Below are 23509 nucleotides of genomic sequence, written 5' to 3'. Positions count from 1 at the left end.
GGACGCGGTATGAGTGCATCTTCACTGGAACTTGCGGGCGATCAGGACGTGATCGCCCTTGCCGAGGCGGTCAGGGGCGCAGTTGCAGCCGCCTCCAACGATATCGAGACGACGCGCCGACTGCCGCCTGATCTGCTCGACCGGCTGCACGCGGCCGGATTGTTCCGGCTGCTCCTGCCGCGCTCGTCGAACGGGATCGAGACCGATCCCGTGACCTTCTTCCACGTCATCGAGAGCATCGCCAAGGCCGACGCCTCGACGGCATGGTGCCTGAGCCAGGCCGGCGGCTGCGCGATGTCGGCGGCCTATCTCGACCTGCCGGTCGCGCAGGAGATCTTTGCCGATCCGCGCGCGGTGCTCGCCTGGGGCCCCGGCCCGAGGGTCAAGGCGATCGCGTGCGAAGGCGGCTACCGCGTCACTGGGGTCTGGTCGTTCGCGTCAGGCGGCCGGCACGCCACCTGGCTCGGCGCGCACTGCCCGATCTATGCAGCGGACGGTTCGCCCTTCCGCGACGCCAATGGCGAACAGGCCGAACGCACCATGCTGGTGCGGTCCGAAGACGTCGAATGGACCGACATCTGGAACACGGTCGGCTTGCGCGGCACCGCCAGCGATCAATTCGCGCTGAATGACTTCTTCGTTCGCTCCGATCATTCGATCACCCGCGAGTTCGACCGCGAGTGCCGCGAGGATGGTCCGCTGTACCGGATGAGCAACCACACCTGCTATCAGGTCGGCTTTGCCGGGGTGGCCTGCGGCATAGCGCGCAGCGCGCTCGACACTTTCATCGACGTCGCCCGCAACAAGGTGCCGCGCGGCATGAAGAGCCCGATCCGCGACAATGCGGTGGTGCAGTCGGGCCTGGCTCAGGCCGAGGTCAACCTGCGCTCCGCCCGCGCTTTCCTGCTGCAATCGATGGCCGACATCTGGAAGGATCTGGTTGCGGGCGACAGCATCACGGTCGCGCAGCGCATGACCATCCGGATGGCGGCGACGCATGCCATTCACAAGGCAAGGGAGGCCGTCGATTTCGCCTACAATGCCGCCGGCGCCACCGCGATCTTCGATGGCCATCCGCTCGAGCGGCGCTTCCGCGACATCCATACCGTGACCCAGCAACTGCAGGGCCGGCTCAGCCATTTCGAAACCGTCGGCGCCTGGATGCTGGGCGCCGAGGCCGATCTCGCCTTCGTCTAATCCAGGACATCAAGGAGAACAACCATGCCATTGGGCGGACTGCAGCATTTCACCATCGAGCCACAGGATCTCGAGAAGACCAGGGAGTTCTATTGCGACGTGCTCGGGCTCGAGAATGGCGATCGCCCGCCGCTCGATTTCCCCGGCTACTGGCTCTACTCGGGAGGCCAGGCGACCGTCCATCTGATGGGCACCCGCAAGCCGCGCGACGGCATCGTGGTGCGCGGCACCGAGAAGAAATATGAGGACACCGGCCGCCTCGACCATATCGCCTTCGCCGCCACCGACGTCGATGGCCTGCGCAAGCGGCTACAGGCGAGGCACGTCAAATTCCGTGAGCAGATCGTGCCGCGCACCGGCGATATCCAGATATTCCTCTATGACCCCGATGGCGTCGGCGTGGAGTTGAACTTTTCGAAGACCTGAACGGCCATCGCTGGGACACGGCGTTCGCGCGACGGATCGGACGGCCCAGCGCCGATCGATCAGCGTGCGCCGCCCGCGTCACCGGGTTCCCGACAAGGCCTCGACTCGGCCATCACTCGGGCGCGATCCGGTCCGCTTTTCTTCAACATTGAATGACGAATTGGCCGGGCCGCGCCGCTGCGGCAGAATAGCCGGGTGCCGCGCCTTTAACCTACCCCAGGGCCAGGCGGCCCGGCTATTCGTCCCCACTTCGCCGCCGATGGATCGTCAATCGAGCCCGCGTTCGTGGCTGAGGTGGACCATTTCATTGATGAAGATTTGTTTCTGCTTGTCGTCGAGGCTCGCATACAACGGCTCCGCCGCGTCGGCGACGTTGCGCTGATCAACCGCGCGGTCGTTGAGGAATTGGGCCTCATTGCGCATCTGCTCGATGATGTCGTCGGGCGGATCGCGCTGGGCACGCGCGATGCGCAGGTTGAGGCGGTCGGCGCCGTTGTGGCCGAGATAGTGCATCGCGCTGTTGAAACCGGCCCACTGCTTCTCCTGATCCGGCGTCAGGTTCAGCTCCTTCTTGATCCGCTCGATATTGCCGTCGCTGTTGGCGACGATCTGCTCGGCCGTCAACTGCGGCGCCCCCTCCTGGGTCAGGACGGCGGCCTGCTTTCCACCCTTGTCCTTGGCTTTGGCCGACTTGGTGCCCTTGGCGCCCTGCTTGTCACCCGGCGCACCCGGCTGGGACGGCGGATTCTTGCCGTTGGCAGCATTGGGGTTGGCGTTGTTGCCGGTGAACACACCTGTCACGCCGGTCACCACCCCGACCACACCGCCGATGGCGCCGCCCAAGACACCGCCGACCGGTCCGGCCGCCTTGTTGCCCTCACGTGCCCCGTTCTGGACACCCTGCACGATTTGCGCATCGACGATATGGGGCACGGCGAGCAGCATGATGGCGGCCGCCCCAAGCGCGACGCACAGTTTCCACCGCACACGCATCTTCGCTACCGGGCTGGGCATTATCGGATCTCCATGATCGATGGTGGTTTTGAGTTTAGTTGAGTCCATGCGGGGCGAGGATACGCGTCGACGTAACAGGACTTTATCGTTTCCATCCTGCGGCTCAACCGCGCAGTCCGCGCGATGGGAGTTCACCCCGTCGCAAGCGTGCAACGCAGCATAGTCACAAAAGATGTTTGCAGATCGCCGGAAGGCAGGATCGCACGAAACGCGCTGCCCGAGATTTGACCACAACGTTAGTTCTAGGTGCGTAAGCATCTGGTTTCTCGACAGACGCCGGCAATTCTGTTCTGATCGGCAACAATGAAATCTCACGCTGCCGCGAAAACGCGACGCACAAAAACATAACATCGGGATTTCCATAGTCTTTTGTCCGTTGGCTCACCAGGGAGGGAACGCCATGTCACGGAGGAAGCTTTCACGACGACAATTTGTTGCTGCAACGGCGCTGTCATCGGCCGCGCTCATCACCGCTCCGTATGTGCGTGGTGCCTACGCTGCCGGAAAGCTGTCGATCGGCTTCTGGGATCACTGGGTGCCCGGCGCGAACGACGCCTCGAAGGCTCTCGTCGGGGAATGGGCCGAGAAGGAAAAGGTCGAGGTCCAGATCGATTACATCACGAGCGTCGGCGACAAGAACCTCGTCACCATTGCCGCGGAGGGCCAGGCGAAAACCGGCCATGACATCTTTGCGATGCCGACGTGGTGGCCGCACTCCAACTCCGATCTGCTCGAACCGCTCAACGATGTCATGGAGCCGCTCATCAAGCAGAACGGCGAAGTCAACGGGACAGTGAAGTATCTCGGCCAGTTGGACGGCAAATGGCTCGGGGTTCCGACCTGCCTGGGCAGCCAGATCAAGGGCCCCTGCTCGCGTATCGACCTGATGAAGAAGTACGCCAACATCGACGTGCAGGAGATGTATCCGGCCGGAAGCCCGCCGAAAGCGGATAACTGGACGCTGGACACCTTCCTGAAAGCGGCCGAGGCCTGCCACAAGGGCGGCTTCCCGTTCGGCATCGGGCTGGGCCTGACCAGCGACAACGTCGATACGGCAGGCGCGATCTTCCAGTCGTTCGGTGCCGAGCTCGTCGACGCCAAGGGCAATGTGAACGTCAAGACCGACGCGGTGCGTCAGGCGCTTGAGTTCTACAAAAAACTTATTGCCTTTCTGCCACCCGACGTCTCGGCGTGGGATGACACCTCCAACAACAAATGGCTGGTGTCCGGCAAGGGCTCGATGATCATGAACCCGCCGAGCGCATGGGCCGTTGCCAAGCGCGACGCGCCGCAGATCGCCGAGCAGTGCTGGACCCACGGCTTCCCGGCTGGCCCGAAGGGACGTTTCGCGCCGTTCCTGCCCTATTTCCTGACGCTCTGGAGTTTCTCCAAGAACAAGGAAGCGGCAAAGAGCCTGCTCACGCACCTGTCGCAACCCGCGTCGATCGAGCGGCTGGTCAACGCCAGCGGCGGCTACGATCTCCCGGCGTTTGCGAACCTCACCACGCTGAAGATCTGGCAGGAGCAAGCGCCGCCCAAGGGGACGCTGTACCACTATCCGAATCCCTATAATCACCAGACGCTGTCGATTGCCGCATCACCGGCGCCGCCGAAGATCGCCCAGCAGATCTACTTCCAAGCCACGCTGACCAAGATGTGTCTCAAATACTATCAGGGTGAGACACTGGAGAACACGCTCGCCTGGGCTGAGGGCGAGTGCGAAGGCTTCATGCGAAGCTGACGAAACCAGGGCCCCGCGCGGCCACGCTTGGATGACCGCGCGGAGCCTCCTGCCTTCGCATTCCGGCTGCCCACTGACGGGCGGCCCGTTCAGCCAACCCGCGCGAGGACACAGCGTCATGGTTGATGTGACCTTCCAGCCGACCCCTGCTGCGGCAAGCCTCGCTCCGCGCAAGCGCTCCAGTTTGCGCAACGCTATGAAACGCAAGTCGACGACCGCGTTCCTGATGGCGCTGCCGCTGATCGTGCTGATCGTCGTCTTTGTGATCTACCCCGCCTTTTACTCGCTGCATCTGGCAACGCTGAACAAATCGATGGTGAGGTTTGTCGGCCTTGGCAATTTCGAGTTCCTGTTCAAGCGCGAGACGTTCTGGCTGGTGGTCAAGCAGTCCTGCATCTTCGCGATATCGGCCGTCATATTCAAAGCGCTGATCGGCTTTGTCGTCGCGCATTTCGTTCATAACGTCCCGGCCAAGAAACAGCGGAAATGGCGCGGCATGCTGCTGGTGCCATGGGTGATTCCGCCGGCGATGAGCACGCTGGCCTGGCTGTGGCTGTTCGACCCGTCCTACAGCGCCTTCAACTATACGCTGAGCTACTTCGGTATCGGCCCGATCCCGTGGCTCGGCGAAGCCAATTGGGCGCGCTTCTCGGTCATTCTCGTCAATGTCTGGTACGGCGCACCGTTCTTCATGATCATGTATCTGGCGGCGCTGAAATCGGTCCCCGAGCAGCTCTATGAGGCGGCCGCGATCGACGGCGCCAACTGGTGGCAGCGCATCTGGTACGTGACGCTGCCGATGATGCGCAACATCATCGCGATCACCACGCTGTTCTCGCTGATCGTCACCTTCGCCAATTTCGACATCACGCGGATCCTCACCAACGGCGGCCCGCTCGATCATACCCATCTGTTTGCCACCTGGGCGTTCCGGGTCGGCATTGAAAGCAGCGACATTCCGCTCGGCGCCAGCGTCTCGCTGTTCATGTTCCCCATTCTCGCAGTCGCGGCGGTCTTCATCCTGCGCGATATCTCCAAACGGGGGAATGAAGCCTGATGAGCACGATGGCGATCGACAAGGCTGGACCGACGCGCAAGGTCAAATACGGCAGCATGAGCCGCGATCGCGCCTGGGCGCTGCGCTGGTCGTATTTCTTCCTGGCGCTGTTTGCGGTGTTCTCGCTGACACCGCCGCTCTACATGCTGATCACGTCGCTGAAGGGTAGCGCGGAGATCTCGGCGGCCACCAATCCGTGGTGGATCTATCACCCGACGTTAGAGAACTACGTCGAGTTGCTGACGTCGAACCAGTTCCTGCGCTTCTTCTGGAATTCGGCCTGGGTCTCGATCATCGTGGTGACGATCACGATGCTGATCAGTGTGCCGGCGGCGTTCGCGCTGGCACGGATGAAATTCTGGGGCTCGGCGACGCTGGCGACCGGCGTGTTCCTGACCTACCTGATCCCGGACACGCTGCTGTTCCTGCCGCTGTTCAAGATGTTCGCAACCTTCAGCGACTGGACCGGCATCCAGCTCATCAACCGCTGGTACGTGCTGCTGTTCATCTATCCGACACTGACGGTGCCGTTCTGCACCTGGATCATGATCGGCTATTTCGCTTCGATCCCGAAGGAGCTCGACGAGGCCGCGATTATCGACGGCGCGAGCTGGTTCCAGACGCTGACGCGGATCTTCATCCCGGTCGCACTTCCCGGCCTGATCGCCGCGACGATCTTCGCCTTCACGGTCTCCTGGGCCCAATACCTCTATCCGCTGGTGTTCACGACCTCGACCGATCAGCTGGTGCTGCCGGTCGGCATCACCACGACGCTGATCAAGGGCGACGTGTTCAACTGGGGCCAGATCATGACCGGCGCCCTGCTCGGCGCGGCGCCGCCGCTGATCATCTACGCCTTCCTGATGGACTATTACATTGCCGGCCTGACCGCCGGTGCGACAAAGGGTTGAACGCAACAAAGGTAGGATTCATGGCTGACGTTACGTTGCGCAAGGTGGTGAAACGTTACGACGACGTCGAGGCGGTGCGCGGCATCGACCTCGACATCGCCGACCATGAGTTCGTGGTGCTGGTCGGACCATCCGGCTGCGGCAAGTCGACGACGCTGCGGATGATCGCAGGGCTCGAGGACATTTCGGATGGCGACATCATGATCGGCGGCGACGTCGTCAACGATGTCCCGCCCAAGGATCGCGACATCGCGATGGTGTTCCAGAATTACGCGCTCTACCCGCATATGACCGTCGCCGAGAACATGTCGTTCGGGCTGCGCCTGAAGCACTATCCGAAGGCCGAGATCAAGAGCCGGGTGGCCGAAGCGGCCCGCATGCTCGACATCACCGAGCTGGTCGATCGCAAGCCGAAACAGCTCTCGGGCGGCCAGCGCCAACGCGTCGCGATGGGCCGCGCCATCGTGCGCAATCCGAAGGTGTTCCTGTTCGACGAGCCGCTTTCGAACCTCGACGCCAAGCTGCGCGTGCAGATGCGGATCGAGATCAAGAAGGTGCACCAGAAGGTCCGCACCACGACCGTCTACGTCACCCACGACCAGGTCGAGGCGATGACGCTGGCCGACCGCGTGGTGGTGATGAACCACGGCCGCATCGAGCAGATCGGCACGCCCAACGATCTCTATCACAATCCGGCGACCCGGTTCGTCGCAAGCTTCATCGGCTCGCCCGCGATGAATTTCCTGCCGTGCCGCCTCGAGGATACCGCAGGCAGGCTGCATGTAAGGCTGACGGACCGCATCGCCTTCCCGCTGCCGCCCCAGCGTGCAGCGCGCTACCAGGCCGTACCGCGCACCGACAAGTTGCTGCTGGGGATCCGGCCCGAACACATTGCCGAGTCCAAACCGCACGCCGAGCCGGGCGTGGAGCCGTTCGACGCCGTTCTCGACGTCACCGAGCCGATGGGCATGGAGACGCTGGTCTATTCCACCCTCGAAGGCACCCAGATCTGCGGGCGGGTCAACCCAAATGCCGGCGCACGGGATGGCGCCCCGCTCCGAATGGCTGTGGACCTCAACAATATGCATTTGCTAAACGAGGTGACCGGTGCCGTCCTTTGACGGCGGACAAGAACCTCAAGGGCAGGAAATGGCTACCAACAAAAAGAAGGTCTTCATCACCCAGACATTCTCTCCGGGGGCACGGGCTCTCCTCAACGAACGCGAAGATATCGATCTCGTCGAATTTCCCAACATGATCTCGGCCAAGGACTTTCAGGCCATGCTGGAGCAGCATGCCCCGGTCCATGGTGTGGCGCTCGGCGCAACCCGCTTCGGCGAGCCGGAGCTCGAGGCGTCCAAGGACATGAAGGTGGTGACGCGGATCGGCGTCGGTTACGACGCGGTCGACGTGCCTGCGTTGTCCCGCCGCAAGGTGCCCTTGATGGTCGCGGGCACCGCGAACTCTCCGTCGGTTGCCGAACAGGCGCTGTTCATGATGCTGACACTGGCCAAGCGCGCGCAGGAAATGCACGCGATGGTGAAGGAAGGCACCTGGGCAAGCCGGCTCGGCGTGCTGCCGTTCGACCTCTACGGCAAAACGGTGCTGATCGTGGGCTTTGGGCGGATCGGCACGCGCACCGCCAAGCGCTGCCTCGCGATGGAAATGCAGGTGCTGGTGTACGATCCCTACAAGCCGGCCAGCGAGATCACCGCGGCCGGCTGCGAAGCGGTGCCGGACCTCGACGCCGCGCTGTCGCGCGCGGATTTCGTCACCATCCATTGTCCGAAGACACCTGAAACCGTCGGCCTTTTCAACGCGGCGCGTCTGAAGCGCATGAAGCCGACCGCCTATCTCATCAACACCGCGCGCGGCGGCATCGTCGACGAAAAGGCGCTGCACGACGCGCTGGTGTCGGGCAATCTCGCCGGCGCCGGCCTCGACGTCTTCGAAGTCGAGCCGCCGCCGGTTGGTCAGCCCTTGCACGGCTTGCCGAACGTGATCATGGCGCCGCATGTCGCGGGCGTCACGGTCGAGGCGGTCAATCGGATGAGCGAACAGACCGCCCGCAATATCCTGAGCGTGCTGGACGGCGATCCGTTGCGCCAGAACGTGATCAACCAGGACATTCTCGGCTGATCTTTTCGGCCTTTCATTCACGCCGGGACCGATCCTTCAGTCGGCGGCCCGGCGCCGCGGAGCATGGACATGGGTTTCAAGGAATTCGGCAATTATGATGCTGTCGGTCTCGCCGAGCTCGTCCGCAAGAAAGACGTGACGGCGAAAGAGCTGCTCGACGAGGCCATCGCCCGCACGGCGAAGGTCGACCCACCGCTCAACGCTGTTGTCGTCAAGCACTACGATTATGCTGAGCGGCAGATCGATAAGGGCTTGCCCGACGGCCCCTTCACCGGCGTGCCGTTCCTGCTCAAGGACCTCGACCTGCTCGCGGGCACGCGCACCACGTCGGGTGCAACCCTGCTGAAGGACTTCGTGGCCGATCACAACGGCACGCTGGCCCAGCGCTTCCTCGACGCCGGCCTGACGATCTTCGGCAAGAGCGCAAGCCCGGAATTCGGATTGATGCCGACGACGGAATCCCGCCTGTTCGGCCCGACGCGCAATCCCTGGAATCTCGAGCATTCGTCGGGCGGCTCGTCCGGCGGTGCCGGAGCAGCGGTCGCCGCGCGCATTCTCCCCGTCGCGCACGCGAGCGATGGCGGCGGTTCGATCCGCATCCCGGCATCGGCCTCCGGCGTATTCGGCATGAAGCCGACCCGCGCGCGCAACCCGCTCGGCCCCGATCGCGGCGAAGGCTGGGGCGGCTTCTCGGTCGGTCACGTCCTGAGCATCAGCGTCCGCGACAGCGCCGTGATGATGGACGCGATCCATGGCGCGGAGCCGTCGAGCCCCTATGTCGCGCCGCCGCCGGATCGGCCATTCTCGCAGGAAGTCGGCCGCGATCCCGGCAAGCTGCGCATCTGCTTCACCGAGAAGTCGCCCTATGGCGATGCTATCGATCCCGAGATCGCCGAAGCGGTCCGCGACATCGCCAAGCTTCTGGCTGATCTCGGCCACCATGTCGCGGAGCGCGCGCCACCGCTTGCGGCGGATCCAGCTCCGCTGATGACGACGATCGTCGGCGGCAACACGGCCTTGACAGTGCGATTGCTCCAACAGCGTTTCGGCCGCACGCTGACATCGGATGACATCGAGCGCCTGACGCTGGCGAGCGCAGAGAATTCGCTCAAACTGACGCCGGCGGATTATGTCGCCGCGCAGCTCGCTGCATTCCAGATTTCGCGCGGGCTTGCGACCTTCTTCGAAGGCTGCGACATCTTCCTCAGCCCGACACTGTGCGCGCCGCCACTTCGCATCGGCGAGCTGAACACCATGTCCGAGGATCTGAGCCATATCGCGCCGACCCTGCGCCGCTACATGCCGGGCACCTCGATGTTCAACATGTCGGGCCAGCCGGCGATGTCGGTGCCGCTGGCCTGGAATAAGGCCGGACTGCCGCTTGGGATGATGTTTGCGGCCAAGCTCGGCGAAGAAGGGCTCCTGTTCCGCCTCGCCGGCCAGCTCGAGCAGGTCCGCCCCTGGAAAGACAAACGCCCGCCGGTCTGCGGATAGGCTGACAAACTGCAGCTACATCAGGTACATAGGGAGTTGTATCGACGCCACCGGTTGGCGTCCTGCCTGGAGATCGAACCGTGAGTCAAAACGACCCGACCGACAACGCGCTCGCCGCGATCGCAAGCATTCTCGATCAAACGACTTCGCCGCCCGAACCGGCCAAGATCGCGGACAAGACAACTGCCCCAATAGAGCAGCCACCGGTGGCAATGCCGCCGCCTTTGCCGCAGTCGATCGAGGCGGAGCGGATCGAAGCGGAGCATGCCGAACCGGAGTACGTCGAGCCGGAGCAGAACGAACCGCCGCCGATCCAGTCGATCGAGGCCAACGGCTATTCCAAGGCCGGTCCCGGCCCGATGGCAGCGCTGCGCTTCCGATGGACGGTGCGCGAAAATGGCGGCCGCTATTACGTCGACGAGACCGTCGGCGAGCGATCGACCCCACTCGTCAACGGCCCGATGGACGGCGACGCCGCGATCAGGTTCGTCGACGATCGCGAGGCCGAGGCGCGGCAGCGCTTCGAGCATTTCAAGCTCGAGATGATCAGCCGTACCGCCATCGCCAGCCTCGCGCCGAAGGATGGCGGCGAGACCTGATATTCAAGCCTGCGGGGTCCGAGGCGGACCCAGAAAGTCCTTCTTCGCGAGATCGACACCGGCATGGCGCAGAATGTCGTAGGCGGTTGCGACGTGGAAGAAGAACTGCGGCACGCTGAAGGTCAGGATCAGCGACTGGCCGGTGAAGGACCTGGTGACCCCGCTGCGGAACGTGAACACGACCTCCCTGTCGGCAGCCGCATCGATCGTAGCCCGCGGCAGACCCTGAGCGAAATCGATCGTGGCCGAGATCCGAGACTTCAGCCCGGCGAGGTCAGCTTCGGCTCCCGGCAATGCCATCGGCGCGCAACCGGCCAGCAGCGCACAACTGAGGACGACATGCCGATTGGCCTCTCCGATCTGCTGGCGAAGGCTGTACATATTCGGTGCGAGCCGCATCGCAAGCAGCACCTCCGGATCGATCTTGCGAGACCGTGCATGGGCGTCTGCGTGATCGAGCAACCCCGAAAGATTGCGCAGATACGGCACATAGACGCCGACGGACGCGTCATGGAGTGTGATGGTCACTTCGGCTCCCGGTGTGCTGGCACAAATGCATCATCCGGTCTAAATGCTCGGCAACGACATGTCATCGGAATTGACGGAGAAGTTCATGTTTCGCGCATTGGCTGGCCTTGCTTTGGCACTACTGGTGTCTTCGGCGCATGCCCAGGAGGCCCAAATGACCCAGGCCCCATCGCGGCTCGACGAGATCGTCAAGCGCGGCACGCTGCGCGTCGGTATGACCGGCGACTATTTGCCCTTCACCTCTCTCGACAAGGAGACCAGGACGTTTCGTGGTTTCGATGTCGACATGGCACAGGCGCTCGGCAAGGCGCTCGGCGTCAAGGTCGAGTTCGTGCTGACGGCCTGGCCGCAAATGATGAAGGATTTCGAGGCCGACGATTTTGACATCGCGATGGGCGGCGTCTCCATCACCTTCGACCGGCAGAAGAAGGGTCTGTTCTCGACGCCGATCATGCGCGAGGGCAAGACGCCGATCGCGCGCTGCACCGACAAGGGCAAGTACGACACCATCGCCGAGATCGACAGACCGGGCATCCGCATCATCGTCAATCCCGGCGGCACCAACGAGCGCTTCGCCCGCGCCAACGTCAAGAGCGCTGATATCCGCGTGTTCAACGACAACACCAAGATCTTCGACGAGATCGCCAAGGGCGACGCTGACCTGATGATGACCGACGCCTCCGAGACGCGCTTCCAGCAGAAGCTGCATCCCGGCGTGCTCTGCGCGATGCACCCCGACACGCCGTTCGACTTCGCGGAAAAGGCCTATTGGATGCAGCGCGACGTGGCGCTGAAGGCCTTCGTCGATGAATGGCTGCACATCTCGATGGAGGACGGCACCTACAGGAAGATCTACGCTGCGTGGTTTGAATAGGCGGTGGCAAGTGCGCTGTCTTGAGGCGGAAAATTGACCGCGTCCCGGACCGAAACTAGACTGCGATGCAGTCATTGAACCAAAGCCGCTACTCCACGACTTATGATTTGAAAGTGACTTAGGTCACGTTCCGCAAGGCCGCCGCCGGATAGTTTGGGGTCGGGATTCCCTGCACTGGAGGTCGAGATGAAGAAGCTTCTGGCTATCGCTGCGCTTTTGCTGGCGAGCACGGCCGCTGCGCAGGCGCAATACAGCTTCGATTATGGCGGTCGCACCATCCGGATCGATCCCGATCGCGGAACAGTGTCGATCCCCGGCGTCTACGACAATAGCGGCCACCGCAACAGGCGCGCCAGGGGCGAAGATGCCGAGCGGAAGCGTAAGCCGGCCGCCGCGCAGGAAGCCAAGACCGATCCGCAGGCGGCACCGAGCGCAGCCCCTGCGGCGACGACATCGCCTGCGGCCGCTCCAACTCCGGCCGATCAGGCTGCCGTCCCGCCAGCTCCGCCGCTTCCCGCTGCTCCGCCCCCGGTGGCCGCAACAGAGCCCGTCAACACGACTGTGGCGGTAGCACCGTCCGACACCGCAGCGACCGCGCCGCCTCCGCCCGAGCCCCCGCTGGTGCAGCAGCGAGCCGTACCAACGGCACCGGCGGCCGTTGCCGCCATTCCGCCTCCGGCTGCCGCACCCGTGCCGGCTCCGAACCCGGTTCAGGCCGCGAATTCACCGCTGGGCGTCTGGCTGACCGAAGAGAAGGAAGGCAGGGTCCGTATCGAGCAATGCGGCGCCAATCTCTGCGGCTACGCCGTCGACAAGAAGTCGAACGAGAACGGCGAACAGGTCCTGATCAACATGAAGCCCGCCAAGGAAAAATGGAGCGGCCGGATCCTCGATCCGAACACCGGCAGCACCTACGATTCCACGATCGCGCTGAAAGGCTCCGACACGCTGCGTGTCCAAGGCTGCGCGTTCGGCGGCATGTTCTGCGGCGGCCAGACCTGGACGCGGTCAAACTGAGTGACGCGAATTCGTAGCCCGGATGGAGCCGAGCCAACGGGGCTATAGACTTCTCAGCCGAGCTTGCCGCCGTATTCCTCGTCGGTGACGTGCTCCATCCAGGTCGAAAACTCGCCGTCGAGCGCTTCCTGCATGGCGATGTGGGTCATGCTGTTGCCCGGGGACGCGCCGTGCCAGTGCTTTTCGTTCGGCGGGATCCAGACCACGTCGCCGGGGCGAATCTCCCTGATCGGACCGCCCTTGGCCTGCACGCGGCCGATGCCTGAGATCACATAGAGCGTCTGGCCGAGCGGATGGGTGTGCCAGGCGGTGCGCGCGCCGGGCTCGAACGAGACGCGCGAGCAGTTCAACCGCGCCGGCGCCGGCGCCATGTTGATCGGGTCCTGCAACACCGTGCCGGTGAAGTTCTCCTTCGGCGCGCGGCGGGTCGGCCGCGAGCCGGCAACGTGGATATCCATGGGCTTACCTCGCTCTTTTGAAGTTATTTCTTGTAAAGTTATTTCTTGCTCGCAGCGTAGCGCGCCTTGGTCTCGGCGTTCATCGGATAGAGACCGGGCAATTGGGCCCCATTGTTCACTTCGTTGACGATCCAGGCTTCCATCCGTTCCTGCTCCGGCCCTTCCGCCAGGATCAAGTCGACGAAGGCCTGCGGGATCAGCACCGCGCCGTCCTGATCGGCCACCACAACATCGTTGGGAAACACCGCCACGCCGCCGCAGCCGATCGGTTCACCCCAGCCGACAAAGGTCAGCCCCGCGACCGACGGCGGAGCGGCATAGCCGTCGCACCACACCGGCAATCCAGTTCCGAGCACGCCTTCGACGTCGCGCACGACGCCGTCGGTGATCAGCGCCTGCACCCCGCGCTTGACCATGCGCGCGCAGAGGATGTCGCCGAAAATGCCGGCATCAGTGATCCCCATGGCATCGACCACGGCGATACAGCCTTCGGGCATGGCCTCAATTGCGGTGCGGGTCGAGATCGGCGACGACCAGGATTCCGGCGTTGCCAGATCCTCGCGCGCCGGCACGAAGCGCAGTGTGAAGGCAGGCCCGACCAGCCGCTTCTGCCCCGGCCTCAGCGGCTTGGTGCCGCGCATCCAGACGTTACGCAGTCCCTTCTTGAGCAGGACCGTGGTGATGGTGGCGGTGGATACGTGCGACAGCGTCGCGATCGCTTCGGCGGACAGGGACATCTGGGAGGGTGGCTCCGGTAGGAGGAATGAGACCGGGCGCATCTTGCGGGGCAACGCCCCCGCGTCAAGGGCTGGGGGCGAATTCTGCGATCATCAGTTCTTATCGCCGGTATGCCGATTAATTTATTGAAGTTGCTACATCATTTTGCACGAAGCGAATTCCAACTGGCGCCGAAACACGCTAGCTTGATGCACCAAGAGTCCACTCAATCCGATGCCCGAAACCTTAAGCCCTCCCCGCCTTTTGCCGAGTGGCGACAGTGCCATCACGGTGGAATTCAGCCGCACCATCGACGAGGCCGCCAATCGGCGGGTGCTGGCGCTCGACCGCCTCATTGCCGCCGAGCCGATCGCTGGCGTCACCGAGACGGTGCCGACCTATCGGTCACTGCTGGTCCATTATGATCCCGTGCAGATCGATTTCGACGCGCTTGGCGAGCAGCTGCTGACGCTCGCCGAAAGGGCGCTGCCGACCGCGGCCGGCACGCGGCGCTGGCGCATTCCGGTTGCCTATGGCGGCGAGCATGGCATCGATCTCGAGGACGTGGCGAAGACGCTTCAGACCACACCCGACGACATCGTCGCGCGCCATGTCGCCGGCGACTATCGCGTCGCCATGATCGGCTTTACGCCCGGCTGGTCCTATCTCAGCGGACTGGAGAAATTCCTGCACATGCCGCGCCGTCAGGATCCGCGGCTCCTCACGCCGGCCGGCACCATCTCGATCGGTGGTATTCAGACTGGCGTGCAATGCCTCGCCGGCCCCAGCGGCTGGCATTTGCTCGGCCGCACACCGGTCAGAACCTACCAGCTGCATCGCGACCCGACCTTCCTGCTGGAGCCGGGCGACGCCATCACCTTCGCGGCGGTCGACGCCAAGACCTTCGCGGACCAGGACCGCGCGGCCGAGGCCGGCGAGTTCGTCGCCGAACTGGTGACGCCATGAGCAAGCTCGTCGTCGCCTCGATCGGCCCTGCGAGTTCGGTGCAAGACGGTGGGCGCCCTGGATCCCAGCGCTACGGCCTGACGCCGAGCGGCGCGATGGACCGGCTGGCGTTAGCGGCTGCCAACACGCTGGTCGGAAATGACCTGTTCGCCGCAGCCGTCGAGATCGGTCCGTTCGGTGCCGCCTTTACCGCGCGTGGCGGCGCGGTGCGCGTGGCGCTCGCGGGCGCGCCCCGCAATGCCGACGTCGGCGGGCGCGCCGTTGCCATCGACAGCTCGGCGACGCTCGCCGACGGCGAAACCCTCACGCTCGGCTTCGCCCGAGGCGGCTCGTTCAGCTATCTCGCGATCGAGAATGGCATCGAGGGCGAGCCGACGTTCGGCAGTCTCGCCGTCAACGCCCGCGCCGGGCTCGGCAGTCCCTATCCGCGGCCGCTGCAAAACGGCGACGAGTTGCAGACGCAAGCGACAAGCGGCGCAGCCGAGCGCCGGATCGAACTGCCGCCCGCCACTGAGGCGCCAATCCGCGTCCTGTTCGGTCCGCAGGACGATGAGTTCTCCGACGAGAGCAAAAAGCTGTTCGTCGACAGCGAATGGAAGATCTCGGCCACCAGCGACCGCATGGGCTACCGCCTCGAAGGTCCGCAGATAAAGCATCTGCACGGCCACAACATCGTCTCCGACGGCACGGTGAACGGCAGCATCCAGGTGCCGGGCAACGGCCAGCCGATCGTGCTGATGCCGGACCGCGGCACCAGCGGCGGCTACCCGAAGATCGCGACCGTGATATCGGCCGATTTCGGCCGCTTCGCCCAAATATCTGCCGGCCGGTCGTTCCGCTTCAAAGCGGTGACGATGGCGGAAGCGCAGGCGGAGGCAAACAAGTTCCGCGAGTTGTTGCGCTCCCTGCCCGATTGTCTCCGCGGCATCGAGGATTTCGGCCTCAACATCGAGGCGCTAAGAGATGCTAACGTTGCCGGCCAGGCGGTCAGCGCCACTGACGCCGCGACGTGGCAGATTGCCGCAGCCACATCCGGCTAGATCAAGATCAACAACAACGGATCTGTTGTCATGACCTCAACCATCGACCTCAATTGCGATCTCGGCGAAAGCTTCGGCCCCTGGGAAATGGGCAATGATGCCGCGATGATCGAGCTTGCGACCTCGGTCAACGTCGCCTGCGGCTACCACGCCGGCGATGCCGACATCATGCGCCACACGGTGGAGCTGGCGAAGGCGCGCGGCGTCAGCGTCGGCGCTCATCCCGGATATCGCGACCTGCACGGCTTTGGCCGCCGCCCGGTGCCCGGACTGAAATCACCCGAGATCGAGAACCTCGTCGCCTATCAGATCGGCGCGCTGCAGGCGATCGCGACCGCGGCCGGCCACAAGGTCACGCATGTGAAGGCGCATGGTGCCCTCTCCAACGTCGCCTGCGAGGACGACATGACTGCAAAGGCAATTGCCAGCGCGATCAAGGCGGTCGATCCGAGCCTGATCTTCGTGGTGCTCGCCAATTCCAAGCTCGTGCGCGCTGGCGAAGCCGCCAATCTGCGGATGGCGCATGAAGTGTTCGCCGACCGCGCCTATGAGGACGATGGCAATCTGGTGTCGCGCAAAAAACAAGGCGCGGTGCTGCACGATCCCAAGGCGATCGCCGACCGCGTCGTCCGGATGGTGCAGGACGGCGCTGTCGTGTCCGTCACCGGCAAGGTGATCAAGATGCAGACCGATACTGTTTGCATCCATGGCGACACACCCGGCGCGGTCGAGATCGCGCGCGGACTGCGCCAGGCGCTGAAGGATGCGGGCATCGCAGTCGCGCCGTTCAAGACGGCGCACTGAGCCGCACGTTCGTTGAGCGGATTGATGACGGAGGGCCGGCTGCGCTGCCGGCCCTTTAGATTCCGTTAAGAGTCTTCTTAAACCCAAACTTGCCGATTGATTGCTAGGTGCAGCTTTCCGAGCCTTGACGTTCCTCTCTGGAAAATTGGGTACGAAAGCATGTTCCGCACCTCCACCTCGCTTGCCATTGCCGCGATTGCCACGGCCGCGTTCACCAGCGCAGCCTCCGCCGGCTGCTACAGCTGCTACTCGCCGCCTCCCCAGCCCTGCACGACCTGCTACCAGGTGCAGACGGTACCGCCGCAATATCGCACGGTGCAGCAAACCGTGATGGTGGCGCCGGGCCGCGTCGTCGCGCATCGCACACCGGCGCAATATCGCACCGTGATGGTGCCGAGGACCGTCATGGTCGCGCCCGAAGGCGTCGCCTATGAGCGGATCGCGCCGCAATATGCCACGCAGGAGCACGTGCAGGTGGTCTCGCCGGGCTATTCCTACTATGCGCCGGTCAGGCCGACCTGCAACACCTGTGGTGGTGGATACAGCTATGGATATGGATACGGGTACTGAGGAAAATGCGTAGGGTGGGCAAAGCGAAGCGTGCCCCCCTCACAGGCGCGGTCTTTGATGTCAGAACGGGTGGATGGACAGCGTGCCGAACACGATAGCCGCGATCACCGCAAAAGCGCTGTAGAGCGCGGCGGTATGAACCCTGGTCCCGGTCTTGCGTGAAAGATTCCGCGCGTAAAGGTGCAGGCGGGCTTCCGCCGATAGTTCGCGCATGGTCGATCTCCAACGCCCCATTAGACGGCGTATGGAATATTGTTCGCGCTCGAATGCAAGCGGGCGGCCGAAATAGCGATGCCATCAGCTCGAAAGACAGGGTTCCGAGTGAAAAATTCCACGCGGCGCATTTGCGCGAGAATTCTATTCGTTGCAATTCGAGGCTTCGGGAACCCGTCTAATACACATCCTGCTGGAACCGGCCGTTCTTCTTCAGATCGGCGACGAAGCTGATGGCCTCGTCCGTGGAGCGCGCGCCATGCTGGGCGACGATGTCGACCATTGCGCGCTCGACGTCCTTTGCCATCCGCTTGGCGTCGCCGCAAATGTAGACGTTGGCGCCTTCGGCGAGCCACGTCCACAGCTCGCGGCCGAGTTCGCGCATGCGGTCCTGCACGTAGAATTTCTTCTCGCCGTCGCGCGACCATGCCAGCGACAGCCGCGTCAGCAGCCCCGCAGTCTTCATCGCGTTGAGCTCGTCGGCATAGAAAAAATCACAGTCGGAGCGCTGATGGCCGAAGAACAGCCAGTTCTTGCCGGGCGCGCCGGTGGCGCGGCGATCAAGCAGGAAGGCGCGGAACGGCGCGATCCCGGTGCCCGGTCCGATCATCACGATCGGCGTCTTCGGATCCTGCGGCAGCGCAAATCCGTGTGCCTTTTGCACATAGACCTTCAGTTCGTCGCCCGGATTGATCCGCTCGGCGAGGAAGGTCGAGGCCAGCCCCAGCCGCCCGCGCTTGTTGACGACGTAGCGGACGCAATCGACCGTCAGCGACAATTTTCCCGGCGTCGCATTGTGCGACGACGAGATCGAATAGAGTCGCGGCTGCAGCGGCTCCAGCGCCTCGATGAAAGCCTCCGGGTGCGGCCGCACTTTCGAGAATTTTTGCAGCACGGCCATCACGTCGAGCGTCGCGGCGTCGCCATCGGGGTCTTCCCCTTGCGCCAGCGCGCGCGCCTTCTCGCGCTGTGCGCCGCCGGTCAGATACGACAGCAATTCGAACAGCGAATCCGGCGCCGGTGACAGCGAGACGTCGTCCTGCAGTACCTCGCGCAGCGTCTTGCCGCGGACTTCGGTGGTATGCGAGGCGCCGAGCAGCGCGATGATCTGGTCGACCAGGCCGAGATCGTTACGCGCGAAGATGCCGAAGGAGTCGCCGACGACATAGCCGAGACCGCAGACCGCGAGATCGAACTCGATATGCCAGGTCTCCTTCTCCGAGCCCTGCTTGTTGAGCAGTCGGCGCGACAGGAATTTCGCCGCAACCGGATTGTCGCGCGAGCGGCCCGGCTCGCCGGCCGGTGCCGCCGCGGCTACTTCGGCAGCCGCCGGCGTCGACGTCGCGGCCGGCGCCTTGTCGATCTCTTCATAGAGCGACCTCAGCATCCGCGCGGTTTCCTTGCCGCCGGGAACGCAGAGATTGAGCCGCGCCTCGCTCTTGCCGGCGATCGCGTCCGAATAGTCGTGGCAATTGTAGCCGCACTGGCCGCAATCCTGCTGCGCCATTGCCGCCATCATGCGGCGCCGCAGCGGGCGCCCGTCGGCAAGCTTCATCCGTTCCGTGATCGGCATGGTCTGGTCGTGCCACGGCGCTTCGCCATCGTCGCCATCGCCGGCGTCCTGCATAATGCCGGCGCCCTGTTCTGCCGACAGTGGCGTCGGTGCATCCGACAACAGGCCTGCGAAGAAGCCGTTAAGCCAGGAGCGCTGCGCCTCGGAGAACGGTGCGCTGGCGGGAATGATGTCGATCTTCGGCCGAGGGGTGATCTGGTTCATGCGGAGACCTCGGCATCGGCGAGCTTGCGCAGCGTTTCGCCGTTGTGGCGGCGCGCAAAGCTGAGGAAAGATTCATCTGATGACGTGCGGTGGGCAAGATACGCCTTCAGCAGCCGCTCGACGGCGTGTGGCGCCTCCTCGGCCTTGAGGTCGTGGAACACCTCCTGCCCCGCCACGGCATTGGCGCCGAAACCGCCGCCGGCGAACAGATGATAGCCTTCGACCGTGTCGCCCTCTTCGTTGACCGGTACGCGCGCGCCGATCAACCCGATATCGCTGATGTAATGCTGCGCGCAGGAGTGATGGCAGCCGGTTAGATGGATGTTGAGCGGCACATCCATAGCGACGCGCGGCTCGCACCAGTCGCCGATCGCAGCCGCATGGCGCTTGGTGTCCGAGGCCGCGAAACGGCAGCCGGCATTGCCGGTGCACGCGATCAGCCCGGCGCGGATCTGCGAGGATTCGACCGCAAGCCCGATGCTTTCGATCGCGGCGATTGCAAGCTCGACATTCTCGTCGCGTACGCCCGGGATCAGCAGGTTCTGCCAAACCGTGAGGCGGACATCGCCATCGCCGAGATCGCGCGCGATTTTTGCAAGTCCCCGCATCTGCTCACAGGTCACCTTGCCGAGCGGCAGCGAGACGCCGATCCAGTTCAGCCCGGCCTGCTTCTGCTTGTGCACGCCGATATGCGCCATGCGGTCGAATTCCGGCCGCGGCGCCAGCGCTGCCGCTGGCACGCGGGTGAACGGCTGGCCGAGCCGTTCCTCGACCAGCGCGAGGAACTTGTCGTGGCCCAGGCTGTCGAGCACGTATTTCAGCCGCGCCTTGTTGCGATTGGTGCGATCGCCCATTTCGATGAAGACGCGCACGATTGCATCCGAGACCCTGGTCGCCTCAGACGGCCTGACGATGATGTCGGAGTATTTGGCAAAATCCCGGTGCCCGGTGATGCCGCCGATGCCGAGCCGAAACCAGATTCCGGGCTCGACGCCAAAGTCCTCCTTCACCTCGACAGCGGTGAATGCGATGTCGTTGGTCTCTTCCAGCACGGCGATTTTGCCGGCACCGTCGAATGCGACGTTGAATTTGCGCGGCAGGCCGTACAGCGAGCGGTCGTTGAGGATGTGGTGGTGCCACTCCCGCGCATACGGCCTGGTATCGAGCAATTCCTGCGGATCGATCCCGGCGGTCGGCGTGCCCGTGACGTTGCGGATGTTGTCGGCGCCGGAGCCGCGCGAGCACAGGCCGAGATCCTGGATACCTTCGATCAGCGCGACGGCATTCTTCGGCGGAATCTCGCGCACCTGGATGTTGGCGCGCGTGGTGACGTGGCAGAACGGACCGCAAAGCGCTTCAGCAAGATCGGCAAGCCCCGCGAACTGCCAGTGCTTCAGGATCCCGTTCGGAATGCGCAGCCGGCACATATAGGAGTCCTGCGCCGGCGCGACGTAGAACAGGCCGTAATAGCGCCAGCGGAAATTGTCCGCGGGATTCGGCGCGGCGTTATCAAGCGCCTGCTGCTTCAGGCGCGGATAGGCATCGAAGGGATGCTCCTCGCGCTTGAACTTCTCCTGGTCGGCGAGCTTCTTGCCCGATGCGGTAACTTTGTCCTGCGCCTTGAGGTGCGCAGCGTCGGGGCCGACAGGCTCAGCGTTCGCCTTGCCTGCACCGCCGCCAAGGCCGCGGCCGACGCGGCTGATCTGCAGGCCTGATGTAAAGCCTTCCAGATAGCGTTTCTGTTCGTCGGTGAAGTCGACTGAGACCGGCTCGATTTTCATGACTGAGACGAAGCTCCTGCGGCCACCCTGCGGGCGGGTTCAACGAAACGGGTTTGACCGCTGAGGGTGCGAATTCGGCGTTGCTGCCGGTTCGTCCCCAAAACGGCCCGAACAGCCTCGTTGCTGCGGAAATCCATCTTGGATATTGCCAGCCGCCATCGGCGACGGGTGGCCGCACTGTAACATACAAGTCGCGTGCCACCTCGAGTCGCGAGGAATATCCAGACGTTTCAGTGAGTTAGAAAATGACCTGAAGCGGCCGATCCCGATAGCCGCACCGGAATCTGGGCATTCCGCTTAGAAAACGGGCGGACACGACCAACTGCCCAGAAGAGCATCACCCGAGATTCAAAGCTTCCAACGCCCGATCTTGAAGGCCGCCAGATGACCGGGAACGTCATTGGGGTCGAAGGGCGGACCGGCGAAGGCGCCGATGGCGTTGGACGCTCCTGCCGGGTGACCGGAGGCGGCGTCGTAGAGGTCGGGCCTGAACACCGCCATCGCGGTCTTCAGCGCCTCGGGCCTGAACAGCGTCTGGCCCCAACGGACCATCTGCGCATAGAGCCACGCCGCCTGTACCGGATCGGGCCGTGCCGCAGCCTCGCGCCCGACCAGCAAATAGCGATTGCTTTCGCGCATGGTGCCGTCAGGCGAGATCTTCAGCCGGCCATCCAGCGTACGCTGGATGACCTCGGCGTCGACGCCGATCCGCTCGGGTGAGCTGAGGATGCGCGCCACCTCGGGCCGGTTGTTCGGTTCCTCAATGAATTCGGCGGCGCGCAGATGTGCGCGCACCAGCGCCGCCACCACATCCGGGTGCTTCTCCGACCAGTTCTGACGCACGGCCAGCACCTTCTCGACCGCGCTGAACAGGATGTCGGCGACGAAGTGCAGGATGTGGCCGATACCGAGATCGACCGCGATCGAATTCCAGGGTGCGCCGACGCAGAAGGCGTCGATATGCCCATTGGCCAGGCTGTCCACCATGTAGGGCGGCGGCAGCACCACGAGCTGGACATCCTCGTCCGGATCGACGCCGCCGGCGGCCATCCAGAACCGGAAGTGGTAATTATGGGTCGAGAACGGGAAGGTCATGCCGAAGGTCAACGGCTCCGCGCCACTCTGGCGCCGCTTCGCAACGACGCGGGCGAGCGCGCGTGATGTGGCCATCGGATCGAAACGGTCGCCGTCGATCTCTTCCATCAGCGCGGCGTGCAGCGCCGGCGACACCGTGATCGCGTTGCCATTGAGCCCAAGGTTGAAGGGCGCCACGATCGGCACTTTGACGTGGCCGAGCCCGAGGCTCGAGGCGATCGCCACCGGCGCCAGCAGATGGGCGGCGTCGAACAGACCGATATTGAGCTTGTCGCGGACATTCGACCACGACACTTCCCGCACCAGCGTGACGTCGAGGCCCTCAGTGGCGGCAAATCCCTTGTCGACGGCAACGATCAGTGCGGCCGCGTCGACCAGCGGAATGAACCCGATGCGCAATGGTGTGGTCATTTGAGCAACTCCGACGCCGTCAGGATCGATTGCGCGATCTCTCCGATCTTTTTTTTCTCGCGCATCGCGGTCGAGCGCATCAGCACATAGGCCTCCTCTTCGGTCAGCCCCTTCACCTTCATCAGGATTCCCTTGGCGCGATCGATCACCTTGCGCTCCTCCAGCGCATGCTTGGTGCGGTCGAGCTCATCCTGCAGCTTCGAGAAGGCGTTGAAGCGGGAGACGCAGAGATCGAGGAGCGGCTTGATGCGCTCCTTCTTCAGGCCGTCAACGATGTAGGCGGAGACGCCCGCCTCCACCGAGGCCTGGATCGAAGCGGCATCGCTCTGGTCGACGAACATCGCAATCGGCCGGCGGACGGCGCGGCTGACCTGGAACATTTGTTCCAGCACATCGCGGCTGGGGTTCTCGAGATCGATGACGATGATGTCCGGGTCGAGCGCGTAGATCCGCGAGAGCAGGCTCTGCATCTCGCTGATGTGGACGACGTCCGTATAGCCCGCCTCCCGCAGCCCCTCTTCCAGGATGGCCGCACGGATCGGGCTCTCGTCGACAATAACGATCTTGGGAGACGATTCAGCGCTCATCAGGCACTCGTATGATCCGGCAAGACGCACCCATATCACGCCAATGCGGTGCGGAAAGGGTTGTAATTCTCGGCAATTGGGACTAGCTCCTGC

General features: G+C 63.7%; 24 protein-coding genes. 15 read left to right on the top strand and 9 right to left on the bottom strand.

Annotation, left to right across the window (positions count from 1 at the left end; translation table 11 throughout):
* Positions 1–9: 9 nt before the first annotated feature.
* Both ACP2YO_RS24390 and ACP2YO_RS24385 read left to right on the top strand, forming a co-directional pair.
* On the top strand, positions 10–1197 hold the full coding sequence (locus ACP2YO_RS24390; protein WP_426433637.1) for an acyl-CoA dehydrogenase family protein: 1188 nt from the start codon (positions 10–12) through the stop codon (positions 1195–1197).
* 24 nt (positions 1198–1221) lie between these two features.
* Positions 1222–1623: a VOC family protein gene (locus ACP2YO_RS24385; protein WP_426433635.1), complete on the top strand. Its 402-nt coding sequence runs from the start codon at positions 1222–1224 to the stop codon at positions 1621–1623.
* 267 nt (positions 1624–1890) lie between these two features.
* On the opposite strand, the gene ACP2YO_RS24380 is transcribed toward ACP2YO_RS24385, so the two are convergent.
* Positions 1891–2637: a Spy/CpxP family protein refolding chaperone gene (locus ACP2YO_RS24380; protein ID WP_426443301.1), complete on the bottom strand. Its 747-nt coding sequence runs from the start codon at positions 2635–2637 to the stop codon at positions 1891–1893.
* A 400-nt stretch (positions 2638–3037) separates the two neighbouring features.
* Here ACP2YO_RS24380 and ACP2YO_RS24375 point away from each other — a divergent pair, with 400 nt between their 5' ends.
* The 7 genes from ACP2YO_RS24375 (at position 3038) to ACP2YO_RS24345 (ending at position 10578) form a co-directional block, all read left to right on the top strand.
* Positions 3038–4378, top strand: coding sequence for an ABC transporter substrate-binding protein (locus ACP2YO_RS24375; RefSeq protein ID WP_426433633.1), 1341 nt, complete (start codon positions 3038–3040; stop codon positions 4376–4378).
* Between the two features lie 118 nt (positions 4379–4496).
* On the top strand, positions 4497–5435 hold the full coding sequence (locus tag ACP2YO_RS24370) for a carbohydrate ABC transporter permease (protein WP_426433631.1): 939 nt from the start codon (positions 4497–4499) through the stop codon (positions 5433–5435).
* Positions 5435–6346, top strand: coding sequence for a carbohydrate ABC transporter permease (locus ACP2YO_RS24365; protein WP_426433629.1), 912 nt, complete (start codon positions 5435–5437; stop codon positions 6344–6346). Before ACP2YO_RS24370 ends, ACP2YO_RS24365 begins: the two co-directional genes overlap by 1 nt.
* A 20-nt stretch (positions 6347–6366) precedes the next feature.
* Positions 6367–7467, top strand: a complete 1101-nt coding sequence (locus ACP2YO_RS24360) for an ABC transporter ATP-binding protein (RefSeq protein WP_426433627.1) — start codon at positions 6367–6369, stop codon at positions 7465–7467.
* 28 nt (positions 7468–7495) lie between these two features.
* Entirely contained in the window at positions 7496–8485 is a 990-nt protein-coding gene (locus ACP2YO_RS24355) for a hydroxyacid dehydrogenase (RefSeq protein ID WP_426433625.1), read from the top strand.
* 69 nt (positions 8486–8554) lie between these two features.
* A complete protein-coding gene (locus ACP2YO_RS24350; RefSeq protein ID WP_426433623.1) occupies positions 8555–9979 on the top strand; it encodes an amidase in 1425 nt (474 codons plus the stop codon).
* A gap of 80 nt (positions 9980–10059) precedes the next feature.
* Positions 10060–10578, top strand: coding sequence for a hypothetical protein (locus ACP2YO_RS24345; RefSeq protein WP_426433621.1), 519 nt, complete (start codon positions 10060–10062; stop codon positions 10576–10578).
* A 3-nt stretch (positions 10579–10581) separates the two neighbouring features.
* Here the strand turns inward: ACP2YO_RS24345 and ACP2YO_RS24340 are convergent, their stop codons facing one another.
* Entirely contained in the window at positions 10582–11106 is a 525-nt protein-coding gene (locus tag ACP2YO_RS24340; protein WP_426433619.1) for a DUF1993 domain-containing protein, read from the bottom strand.
* Between the two features lie 85 nt (positions 11107–11191).
* Between ACP2YO_RS24340 and ACP2YO_RS24335 the strand changes: the two genes are divergently transcribed.
* Positions 11192–11980: a transporter substrate-binding domain-containing protein gene (locus ACP2YO_RS24335; protein WP_426433617.1), complete on the top strand. Its 789-nt coding sequence runs from the start codon at positions 11192–11194 to the stop codon at positions 11978–11980.
* A gap of 186 nt (positions 11981–12166) precedes the next feature.
* Positions 12167–12997: a DUF2147 domain-containing protein gene (locus tag ACP2YO_RS24330; RefSeq protein ID WP_426433615.1), complete on the top strand. Its 831-nt coding sequence runs from the start codon at positions 12167–12169 to the stop codon at positions 12995–12997.
* A 53-nt stretch (positions 12998–13050) separates the two neighbouring features.
* On the opposite strand, the gene ACP2YO_RS24325 is transcribed toward ACP2YO_RS24330, so the two are convergent.
* On the bottom strand, positions 13051–13455 hold the full coding sequence (locus ACP2YO_RS24325; RefSeq protein WP_426433613.1) for a (R)-mandelonitrile lyase: 405 nt from the start codon (positions 13453–13455) through the stop codon (positions 13051–13053).
* 38 nt (positions 13456–13493) lie between these two features.
* On the bottom strand, positions 13494–14192 hold the full coding sequence (locus ACP2YO_RS24320) for a ribonuclease activity regulator RraA (RefSeq protein ID WP_426433611.1): 699 nt from the start codon (positions 14190–14192) through the stop codon (positions 13494–13496).
* A gap of 214 nt (positions 14193–14406) precedes the next feature.
* Between ACP2YO_RS24320 and pxpB the strand changes: the two genes are divergently transcribed.
* From pxpB to ACP2YO_RS24300, 4 genes are all read left to right on the top strand, one after another.
* On the top strand, positions 14407–15138 hold the full coding sequence (gene pxpB, locus ACP2YO_RS24315; protein ID WP_426433609.1) for a 5-oxoprolinase subunit PxpB: 732 nt from the start codon (positions 14407–14409) through the stop codon (positions 15136–15138).
* Positions 15135–16178: a biotin-dependent carboxyltransferase family protein gene (locus ACP2YO_RS24310; protein WP_426433607.1), complete on the top strand. Its 1044-nt coding sequence runs from the start codon at positions 15135–15137 to the stop codon at positions 16176–16178. Before pxpB ends, ACP2YO_RS24310 begins: the two co-directional genes overlap by 4 nt.
* Positions 16179–16208: 30 nt before the next feature.
* Positions 16209–16982 (top strand): LamB/YcsF family protein, encoded by a 774-nt coding sequence (locus ACP2YO_RS24305; RefSeq protein WP_426433605.1) that lies wholly within the window; start codon positions 16209–16211, stop codon positions 16980–16982.
* A 159-nt stretch (positions 16983–17141) separates the two neighbouring features.
* Complete coding sequence (locus ACP2YO_RS24300; protein WP_426433603.1) at positions 17142–17552, top strand: hypothetical protein; 411 nt, start codon at positions 17142–17144, stop codon at positions 17550–17552.
* Positions 17553–17612: 60 nt separating this feature from the next.
* Here ACP2YO_RS24300 and ACP2YO_RS24295 read toward each other — a convergent pair whose 3' ends face one another.
* From ACP2YO_RS24295 to ACP2YO_RS24275, 5 genes are all read right to left on the bottom strand, one after another.
* Positions 17613–17765: a hypothetical protein gene (locus ACP2YO_RS24295; protein ID WP_426433601.1), complete on the bottom strand. Its 153-nt coding sequence runs from the start codon at positions 17763–17765 to the stop codon at positions 17613–17615.
* Positions 17766–17943: 178 nt separating this feature from the next.
* A complete protein-coding gene (locus tag ACP2YO_RS24290; RefSeq protein WP_426433599.1) occupies positions 17944–19542 on the bottom strand; it encodes a sulfite reductase subunit alpha in 1599 nt (532 codons plus the stop codon).
* Positions 19539–21323 carry a NirA family protein gene (locus ACP2YO_RS24285; RefSeq protein WP_426433597.1) on the bottom strand — a complete coding sequence of 595 codons (1785 nt, stop codon included), beginning with the start codon at positions 21321–21323 and terminating at the stop codon, positions 19539–19541. Before ACP2YO_RS24285 ends, ACP2YO_RS24290 begins: the two co-directional genes overlap by 4 nt.
* 348 nt (positions 21324–21671) lie before the next feature.
* On the bottom strand, positions 21672–22829 hold the full coding sequence (locus ACP2YO_RS24280) for a CmpA/NrtA family ABC transporter substrate-binding protein (RefSeq protein WP_426433595.1): 1158 nt from the start codon (positions 22827–22829) through the stop codon (positions 21672–21674).
* Complete coding sequence (locus ACP2YO_RS24275) at positions 22826–23416, bottom strand: ANTAR domain-containing response regulator (RefSeq protein ID WP_426433593.1); 591 nt, start codon at positions 23414–23416, stop codon at positions 22826–22828. Before ACP2YO_RS24275 ends, ACP2YO_RS24280 begins: the two co-directional genes overlap by 4 nt.
* Positions 23417–23509: the final 93 nt, after the last annotated feature.

The sequence above is a fragment of the Bradyrhizobium genosp. P genome (assembly GCF_049949265.1).
In the GTDB taxonomy this organism is placed as follows: domain Bacteria; phylum Pseudomonadota; class Alphaproteobacteria; order Rhizobiales; family Xanthobacteraceae; genus Bradyrhizobium.
The sequence above is the reverse complement of the archived record's forward strand: the minus strand, read 5'-3'. Positions and strand labels throughout refer to the sequence as shown.

What these genes read in the sequence shown, in the direction of transcription:
- ACP2YO_RS24390 (WP_426433637.1), top strand. Translation starts at nt 10, where the DNA reads ATGAGTGCATCTTCACTGGAACTTGCGGGCGATCAGGACGTGATCGCC.
- ACP2YO_RS24385 (WP_426433635.1), top strand. Translation starts at nt 1,222, where the DNA reads ATGCCATTGGGCGGACTGCAGCATTTCACCATCGAGCCACAGGATCTC.
- ACP2YO_RS24380 (WP_426443301.1), bottom strand. Translation starts at nt 2,637, where the DNA reads ATGCCCAGCCCGGTAGCGAAGATGCGTGTGCGGTGGAAACTGTGCGTC.
- ACP2YO_RS24375 (WP_426433633.1), top strand. Translation starts at nt 3,038, where the DNA reads ATGTCACGGAGGAAGCTTTCACGACGACAATTTGTTGCTGCAACGGCG.
- ACP2YO_RS24370 (WP_426433631.1), top strand. Translation starts at nt 4,497, where the DNA reads ATGGTTGATGTGACCTTCCAGCCGACCCCTGCTGCGGCAAGCCTCGCT.
- ACP2YO_RS24365 (WP_426433629.1), top strand. Translation starts at nt 5,435, where the DNA reads ATGAGCACGATGGCGATCGACAAGGCTGGACCGACGCGCAAGGTCAAA.
- ACP2YO_RS24360 (WP_426433627.1), top strand. Translation starts at nt 6,367, where the DNA reads ATGGCTGACGTTACGTTGCGCAAGGTGGTGAAACGTTACGACGACGTC.
- ACP2YO_RS24355 (WP_426433625.1), top strand. Translation starts at nt 7,496, where the DNA reads ATGGCTACCAACAAAAAGAAGGTCTTCATCACCCAGACATTCTCTCCG.
- ACP2YO_RS24350 (WP_426433623.1), top strand. Translation starts at nt 8,555, where the DNA reads ATGGGTTTCAAGGAATTCGGCAATTATGATGCTGTCGGTCTCGCCGAG.
- ACP2YO_RS24335 (WP_426433617.1), top strand. Translation starts at nt 11,192, where the DNA reads ATGTTTCGCGCATTGGCTGGCCTTGCTTTGGCACTACTGGTGTCTTCG.
- ACP2YO_RS24330 (WP_426433615.1), top strand. Translation starts at nt 12,167, where the DNA reads ATGAAGAAGCTTCTGGCTATCGCTGCGCTTTTGCTGGCGAGCACGGCC.
- ACP2YO_RS24325 (WP_426433613.1), bottom strand. Translation starts at nt 13,455, where the DNA reads ATGGATATCCACGTTGCCGGCTCGCGGCCGACCCGCCGCGCGCCGAAG.
- ACP2YO_RS24320 (WP_426433611.1), bottom strand. Translation starts at nt 14,192, where the DNA reads ATGTCCCTGTCCGCCGAAGCGATCGCGACGCTGTCGCACGTATCCACC.
- pxpB (WP_426433609.1), top strand. Translation starts at nt 14,407, where the DNA reads ATGCCCGAAACCTTAAGCCCTCCCCGCCTTTTGCCGAGTGGCGACAGT.
- ACP2YO_RS24310 (WP_426433607.1), top strand. Translation starts at nt 15,135, where the DNA reads ATGAGCAAGCTCGTCGTCGCCTCGATCGGCCCTGCGAGTTCGGTGCAA.
- ACP2YO_RS24305 (WP_426433605.1), top strand. Translation starts at nt 16,209, where the DNA reads ATGACCTCAACCATCGACCTCAATTGCGATCTCGGCGAAAGCTTCGGC.
- ACP2YO_RS24300 (WP_426433603.1), top strand. Translation starts at nt 17,142, where the DNA reads ATGTTCCGCACCTCCACCTCGCTTGCCATTGCCGCGATTGCCACGGCC.
- ACP2YO_RS24295 (WP_426433601.1), bottom strand. Translation starts at nt 17,765, where the DNA reads ATGCGCGAACTATCGGCGGAAGCCCGCCTGCACCTTTACGCGCGGAAT.
- ACP2YO_RS24290 (WP_426433599.1), bottom strand. Translation starts at nt 19,542, where the DNA reads ATGAACCAGATCACCCCTCGGCCGAAGATCGACATCATTCCCGCCAGC.
- ACP2YO_RS24285 (WP_426433597.1), bottom strand. Translation starts at nt 21,323, where the DNA reads ATGAAAATCGAGCCGGTCTCAGTCGACTTCACCGACGAACAGAAACGC.
- ACP2YO_RS24280 (WP_426433595.1), bottom strand. Translation starts at nt 22,829, where the DNA reads ATGACCACACCATTGCGCATCGGGTTCATTCCGCTGGTCGACGCGGCC.
- ACP2YO_RS24275 (WP_426433593.1), bottom strand. Translation starts at nt 23,416, where the DNA reads ATGAGCGCTGAATCGTCTCCCAAGATCGTTATTGTCGACGAGAGCCCG.